General features: G+C 68.8%; 9 protein-coding genes. 6 read left to right on the forward strand and 3 right to left on the reverse strand.

Annotation, left to right across the window (positions count from 1 at the left end):
* The first annotated feature begins 3 nt into the window (after positions 1-3).
* Genes soxX through D9599_RS24320 form a run of 6 tightly spaced genes read left to right on the forward strand, consistent with a single transcriptional unit; the run spans position 4 to position 3,640 of the window.
* Positions 4-447 (forward strand): sulfur oxidation c-type cytochrome SoxX, encoded by a 444-nt coding sequence (gene soxX, locus D9599_RS31580; RefSeq protein WP_198383883.1) that lies wholly within the window; start codon positions 4-6, stop codon positions 445-447.
* Between the two features lie 4 nt (positions 448-451).
* Positions 452-931, forward strand: a complete 480-nt coding sequence (locus D9599_RS24300) for a thiosulfate oxidation carrier protein SoxY (RefSeq protein WP_198383884.1) — start codon at positions 452-454, stop codon at positions 929-931.
* A 2-nt stretch (positions 932-933) separates the two neighbouring features.
* The gene (locus D9599_RS24305; RefSeq protein ID WP_198383885.1) at positions 934-1,263 is read left to right on the forward strand and encodes a thiosulfate oxidation carrier complex protein SoxZ; all 330 of its coding nucleotides are present in this window, start codon (positions 934-936) and stop codon (positions 1,261-1,263) included.
* Positions 1,260-2,021 carry a sulfur oxidation c-type cytochrome SoxA gene (gene soxA, locus D9599_RS24310; protein ID WP_309228703.1) on the forward strand — a complete coding sequence of 254 codons (762 nt, stop codon included), beginning with the start codon at positions 1,260-1,262 and terminating at the stop codon, positions 2,019-2,021. Before D9599_RS24305 ends, soxA begins: the two co-directional genes overlap by 4 nt.
* Positions 2,022-2,037: 16 nt before the next feature.
* Positions 2,038-2,355 (forward strand): c-type cytochrome, encoded by a 318-nt coding sequence (locus tag D9599_RS24315; RefSeq protein ID WP_198383887.1) that lies wholly within the window; start codon positions 2,038-2,040, stop codon positions 2,353-2,355.
* A 10-nt stretch (positions 2,356-2,365) separates the two neighbouring features.
* Entirely contained in the window at positions 2,366-3,640 is a 1,275-nt protein-coding gene (locus D9599_RS24320; protein ID WP_309228704.1) for an NAD(P)/FAD-dependent oxidoreductase, read from the forward strand.
* On the opposite strand, the gene D9599_RS24325 is transcribed toward D9599_RS24320, so the two are convergent.
* From D9599_RS24325 to D9599_RS24335, 3 genes are all read right to left on the reverse strand, one after another.
* Positions 3,618-3,932 carry a hypothetical protein gene (locus tag D9599_RS24325; protein ID WP_198383888.1) on the reverse strand — a complete coding sequence of 105 codons (315 nt, stop codon included), beginning with the start codon at positions 3,930-3,932 and terminating at the stop codon, positions 3,618-3,620. The genes D9599_RS24320 and D9599_RS24325 overlap by 23 nt on opposite strands.
* Positions 3,933-4,021: 89 nt before the next feature.
* Positions 4,022-5,017 carry a tripartite tricarboxylate transporter substrate binding protein gene (locus tag D9599_RS24330; RefSeq protein ID WP_198383889.1) on the reverse strand — a complete coding sequence of 332 codons (996 nt, stop codon included), beginning with the start codon at positions 5,015-5,017 and terminating at the stop codon, positions 4,022-4,024.
* A 60-nt stretch (positions 5,018-5,077) separates the two neighbouring features.
* Positions 5,078-6,274 carry an NAD(P)/FAD-dependent oxidoreductase gene (locus tag D9599_RS24335; protein WP_198383890.1) on the reverse strand — a complete coding sequence of 399 codons (1,197 nt, stop codon included), beginning with the start codon at positions 6,272-6,274 and terminating at the stop codon, positions 5,078-5,080.
* Between the last annotated feature and the right edge of the window lie 36 nt (positions 6,275-6,310).

Genomic DNA, 6,310 nt, shown 5'->3' on the forward strand with positions numbered 1-6,310 from the left:
CGCGTGCGGGGAACTCATGCGGGGCTCGCGCTCGTCGCCCTGCTCGCCGCGGCGCCGGTGGCGAGCAGGGTCGCGCCCTTCGTGGTGCAGGAGGACGCGATCGTGGCGCCGCTGGACAGCCTCACCGGTGACCCCACGCGGGGCGAGGCCGTCGTTCGGAATCGGGAGACGGCCAATTGCCTCATCTGCCACACCATCCCCGGCACGACCGAGCAGTTCATGGGCGACATCGGCCCGCCGCTCGCGGGCGCCGGTTCTCGGCTGGTGCCGGGGCAGATCCGGCTGCGGCTCGTGGACCCCACGCTGGTGAACCCGGATGCTATCATGCCGCCCTACCACCGTACGGAGGGGCTGTTGCGTGTGGACGCGCGCTACCGCGGCCAGCCCGTGCTGACCGCTCAGGAGGTGGAGGACGTCGTCGCCTACCTCTCCGGACTGAAGGAGTGATGCGATGAGGGATTTTTCCCGCCGCGCCGTGTTGGCCTTGCCGCCCGCGGTTGGCGTGGCGGCGGGCAGCCGAGCTCGGACGCCGGCCCAGGCGTCGCTTACCCAGGTGCAGAGCGACGAGAGCTTCACCGAGGCGGAGCGCGCCATCCTCGCCGGCCGGACGCCGATCGCCGGAGGGGTCGTGCTGGACCTGCCGCCGCTCTCGGAGAACGGCAATTCCGTTGACCTGACCGTGACGGCTGAAAGCCCGATGACGCGGGAGGACCACGTCACGGCTATTCACATCCTGTCCGAGAGGAACCCTTTCCCGCGCGTGGCGACCTTCCACCTGACTCCGCGATCCGGCCGCGCGGAGGTCGCGACACGAATCCGGCTGGCGACGAGCCAGACGCTCGTCGTCCTTGCCGAGACCAGCCGCGGGACCATCCACCGCACCAGCAAGGACGTCATCGTCATTCTCGGTGCCTGCGTGGAGACGGGCTGATCATGCGTACCGTCCCGATCACTGCCCGGATCACCATGCCCGGCTCCGCCCGGAAGGGGGAGGTCGTGCCGGTCCGCGTCCTCGTGCGCCACGCGATGGAGCGCGCGGCCAATGCGCCGGGCGTGGCGCCCACGCCGCGCAAGATCCTCCACACCTTCCTCGTGACCTATGGAGGGGACGAGATATTCCGCATGGAACTCTCCCCCGGAATCACCGCCAACCCGTACGTCGAGTTCACGACCGTCGCCGCCGAGAGCGGCACCCTCGTCTTCGAATGGCACGAGGATGGCGGCGCGATCTACCGCCGCGAGGCGCAACTGGACGTGACGTGACCGCGGGCCGCCGAACGACGCGCGCCCTCCTTCTCGCCCTACCATGGCTCGCGTTGGGGCTGCTGGCGGGGGCAGCGGAGATCCGCCCGACGCGCGACTATCTGTCCCCGGAGTTGCGCCGTGCGCAGGACGATCCCTCGCGCCACCCCGGCTGGCTCTGGGTCGAGGAGGGGGAGGCGCTGTGGCAGGACGGTGAGCGCAGTTGCCAGTCCTGCCACGGCGGGATCGGCGCCATGGCGGGCGTCGCCGCGCGCTATCCGGCCGTGGCTGTGGACGGCGCCCTGCTGAACCTGGAAGGCCGCATCGAGCGTTGCCGCACGCAGCAGCAGGGCCAGCCCGCCTTCGGCTATGAAAGCGAGCCGCTCCTCGCCCTGACCGCCGCGATCGCGCTGCGCTCCCGCGGGATGCTCGTCGACGTCGATACCGAGGGGCCCGCCGCGCCCTTCATGGGGGAAGGGCGCCGCTTCTACGAAACGCGCCAGGGCCAACTGAACTTGGCCTGCGGTCAATGCCACGACGACAAGGCCGGCCAACACCTGCGGGGCGACGTCATCTCGAACGGCCTCGGCACGGGCTACCCTGCCTATCGCCTCGATTGGAACACACTGGGCTCACTGCATCGGCGCCTTCGGGCCTGCTCGCTCGGCGTGCGGGCGGAGCAGTTGCCACTTGGATCGGCCGAATACCTCGCCTTGGAGTTGTTTCTGGCGAGCCGCGCGAAGGGACAGCCGATCGAGGCTCCGGGCCTGCGCCGATGAAGGAGGATACGTGTCGATGAGCCGTCGGCATGGCTTGGTGCTGGGGCGGGGCATCGGCCTCGCCTTTGTCGCTATCTCGATCGCTCTCACCGCGCCAGCCCGATCGCAGCCCGGACCGCTCGCCGCGCAAGGATGCCTCGGCTGCCACGGGCCGAACGGCGCGGGCAGCGGAGGCATTCCCGGTCTGGCCGGGCGGGACCCGTCCGAGTTGGCCACGGCCATGGCGGCCTTCCGTGCCAACGATAGGCCCGCGACAATCATGAACCGCGTCGCGCGCGGCTATACGGAGGCGGAGATCGCGGCAGTCGTCGCCTACTTCGCGGGAATGCAGTGAGGAGCCGCGCGTGACGACCCTGCTTCGCCGCTCTCTTTTCACCGCCAGCGCGATCCTCTGTGCCCCAGCGCTATCCCGTGCGCAGGGGCAGGCGAGACTGCTGGTGATCGGCGGTGGCTTTGGCGGAGCCTCGGCCGCGAGTTTCGCGCGCCGGAGCTATCCCTGGCTTGACGTGACGCTGGTCGAGCCGCAGCCGCGCTTCATCACCTGCCCCTACGGTAACCTCGTTATCGTCAGCGAGAAACCGATTGAGGAGATCACCCACGGCTACGACGGCCTGCGCGCCCGGGGTGTGCGCGTCATCCAGGATTGGGCGGAGGAAATCGATCCCATCGCGCGCCGGGTGCGGCTCCGCGAGGGCGATGCGCTTCTTTACGACCGGCTGATCCTCTCGCCGGGCATCGCGATCCGCTTCGGCGCGATCGAGGGCTACGACGAGGTTGCGGCCGGGGTCATGCCTCACGCTTGGACAGCGGGAGACGGCGCGCAAATGCTGCTGCTGCGGCGCCAGCTCGAAGCGATGCCTGACGGTGGGGTCGTGGGTCTTGCCAGCCCGCCCAACCCCTTCCGCTGCCCGCCCGGCCCCTACGAGCGGATCAGCATGATCGCGCACTACCTCAAGCGCCATAAGCCGCGCTCCAAGATCCTCGCACTCGATGCGAAGGACGTCTTCAGCAAGCAGGCGCTCTTCCAGGACGGTTGGAGCGCGCTCTATCCCGGCATGATTGAGTGGGTGCCCCTGGCCGGCGACGGCCGCGTCGTCCGTGTGGATGCGCGCGAGGGCGTGCTGGAAACCGAATTCGGTACGCGGCACCGGGTGCATGTGGGCAACGTCATCCCGCCCCAGTCGGCGGCGCGCATCGCCTCAGCGTCAGGCCTTACGGACAGGACAGGCTGGGTTCCCGTGAACACCCGCACCTTCGAGGCGCAGGCGGCGCCGGGAGTCCACGTGATCGGCGACGCGAACACCCTGGGGCCGATGCCAAAATCCGGTTTCGTTGCGAACTCCACGGCAAAGCAGGCCGTCGCGAGCGCCGCCGCCCTGCTGCGCGGGGAGACGGCGCCGGAGGGGGTCTATTTCAACACCTGCTACTCCCATGTCGGGGCAGAGTTCGGGATCTCCGTCGTCAACATCTTCCGCCCCAGCGCGGACGGAATGGGAATCACAGAGGTGCCGAACTCCGGCGGCGTGTCGCCGCGCGGGGATCTGCCGGAACAACGCCGGCTTGAGGCGGGTTACGCCGACGCCTGGTACACGAGCATTACGGCGGACATGTTCCGCTGATCGTGCGCGAAGTGCCCACGGCTCGGCCAAGCGGCGGTGCCGTCCGGCGCTCGATCCACTCGGCGAGCAGCGCGGCGATGGGGTCGCTGTTCCGCTCAAGCATGACCATGTAGCCTTTGCCGTGAATGCCAGCTTTTTCCAGGTGCGGTTGCTCGGTCGACACGCCGGCTTGGCGGAGGAAGTGAACGATGCCGTGGTCCTCCTGCGCTTTCCAGGACGCCTCGGCGGTGGCCACCACGACGGGGATACGGCGCAAGCTGGGTAGCTGCAGTGCCGGCTCCACGGGTACCATGCAAGCCTTCAGGCCCGCACCGCCGCCTGACCGGCAACTGCCGGCGCGGCGACGCTGGCGTACCCTCGGCTGCAAAGGACGTTGTGGCGCTACTCCGCGCTGAAGCCGCTTGCCTGCACAATCGGGCCCCATCGGTCACGCTCAGCCTGGATGCGATCGGCGAATTCCTGTGCGCTGGAGGGGCGCGGGCGCTGCTCTATCGTGGCCAGGGAAGCCTGAAGGTCCGGATCCTTCACTGCCTCCGCCACGGCCTTCTGCAGCGCGTCCACAAGGGGCGTTGGCGTACCGGCGGGGAGGAGGATGCCGTACCACTCCTCGGCCGTCAGATCAGGATGGCCGAGTTCAGCCATGGTCGGCACCTCGGGGAGCTTACGGGACCGCTCCCGGGACGTGACACCGATTACCCGGCCGAACCCCGTGCGCTCGTACTCCGCCATGTCGCCCGTGACGGTTATCACCATCGCAAGGCGCCCGGCCTGGAGGTCCGGCATGGCGGGACCCGAGCCGCGGTAGGAGACGTGCTCCAGCTGGATGCCGGTCGCACGAGCCAGTTCTTCCATCAGGAAGTGCGGCGTCGATCCGGCTGCAGGGCTGGCATAAGGGACCGGGGAGGACTGCTGCTTTGCCCAGGCGACGAACTCCGCGAGGTTCCGCGCCGGATGACCCGGCGTGAGTGCCAGAGCAAAGGAGGTCGAGCAAAGCCCGCTCACGGGGATGAAGTCTTTCAGCCCATCGTAGCGAAGCGTCCGCGGGTAGATATGGGGATAGATGGTCAGCATGCTCTCGGGCGTGACGAGCAGGGTCGCGCCGTCCGGCGCTGCCGCTTTCACCGCTTCGATCCCCAGGCGCGAGGCGGCGCCGGGGCGGTTCTCCACGACAACTTGGCTGGCATAGCTTCCGCGCAGCCGGTCTGCAAAGAGCCGCGCGATGATGTCGGCGGCGCCGCCCGGCGGCCATCCCAGGATGATGCGCGCCGGCCGGTTCAGCGCCTGGGCAGTAGCGCCCCGGTGCAATCCAGGGGCGGCCAGCAAGGCAAGGGTGCTCCCGCTGGCCAGCAGTCCTCGCCTGTTTATCCGCAAACCCATCTCTTCCTCCCATGATGTTGGCGACGGCGGATCTGGTGCCCGCCTTCGTCGCCGTGACGATCAGGCCGGCTGGGCGAGTGGGTGCCGGCCGACGACGTTGAAAACCTGCCGCAAACCCTGACGGGCAAAACCCGGATCCTCCGCCATGCGGCGCAGCCGGGCGAAATCCTCCGCTCGCCGGACAGGGTCGCGCTCGCTCATGCGGCGGCGGTTCTCCTTCGCCGCTGGCGAGACCACCTCCAGAAAGACGCGCCGGCGCTCCGCGGCCCAGTCGTCCAGCACGGCCTCGTCCGCCTCTCCGGCGATCACCGCGGCCAGCGTGTCGCCGAGCGGCACGGCATCCAGCAACCCGCCCGTCAACCCCAGCCCGCCGATCGGATTGATCAGATGAGCGGCGTCGCCAGCCAGCAACACGCGCCCGTTGCGGAAGCCTTCGACGCAACGGTCATGTACGCGGTAGGGTGAAAGAGCCACCGGCTCCACTGGCGCGCGGCCCGGCAGGATCAGCGCCTGACGTTCCGGCACCAGGCGTCGCACCTCCTCCTCGGACAGGCCGGGATGCTCGCGATAGGTGCAGCGAAACAGGCCACTCTTGTCGATCTTCGGCATAATCGCCCAGTGGTCGGGATCGATCACCAAATTCGCCGTGCCGTAGCCATGCGCTTCCATGTCGTAGCGGATGTCGGTCGCCACGAACCATTCGGGCCATGTCACGCCTTCCAGCGGCAGCCCGAGCGCGCGCCGCACGCCGCTGCGGCCCCCATCGGCGCCGATCAGCCATTCGGCGCGCAGCTCTTCCTCGCCGTTCTCCGTCGCCACCGCTACGGTAACGGAAGCGTCGTCCTGCCGCACGCCCGTGATGCTGTGTCCCCATCGCACCTCCACGCCCGGCACGCGCAGGAGGTGACGCAGGACAATCATGGCCAGGTTGTTCTGGCCGAGATGGAGGTTGAAGGGGTAGCGCGTGTCGCGGTCCAACACCGCCATGTCAATGCGCGCGATCAGCGTGCCGTCGATCGTCCACCACCAGTAGTCCTGCTTCAAGACGCCGATCTCCTGCAGATCCTCAAGCAGGCCCATCCGGTCCAGCGCCTCTACCACCGGGGAGTGGTAGACCACCGCCCGCGGGGCCTGGATGATGTCCGGCGCCGCGTCCAGCACCACCACGCGGATGCCCGCACGCGCCAGTTTTAGCGCTGACACGAGGCCGACGGGGCCAGCGCCGGCGACGATTACACCGCGGATCCTCTCGGGCATGGCCCGGCTCCTCCCTATCAAGCTGCACTTCCGGCG

Source organism: Roseomonas sp. KE2513 (assembly GCF_016107305.1).
Taxonomy (GTDB): Bacteria; Pseudomonadota; Alphaproteobacteria; order Acetobacterales; family Acetobacteraceae; genus Roseomonas.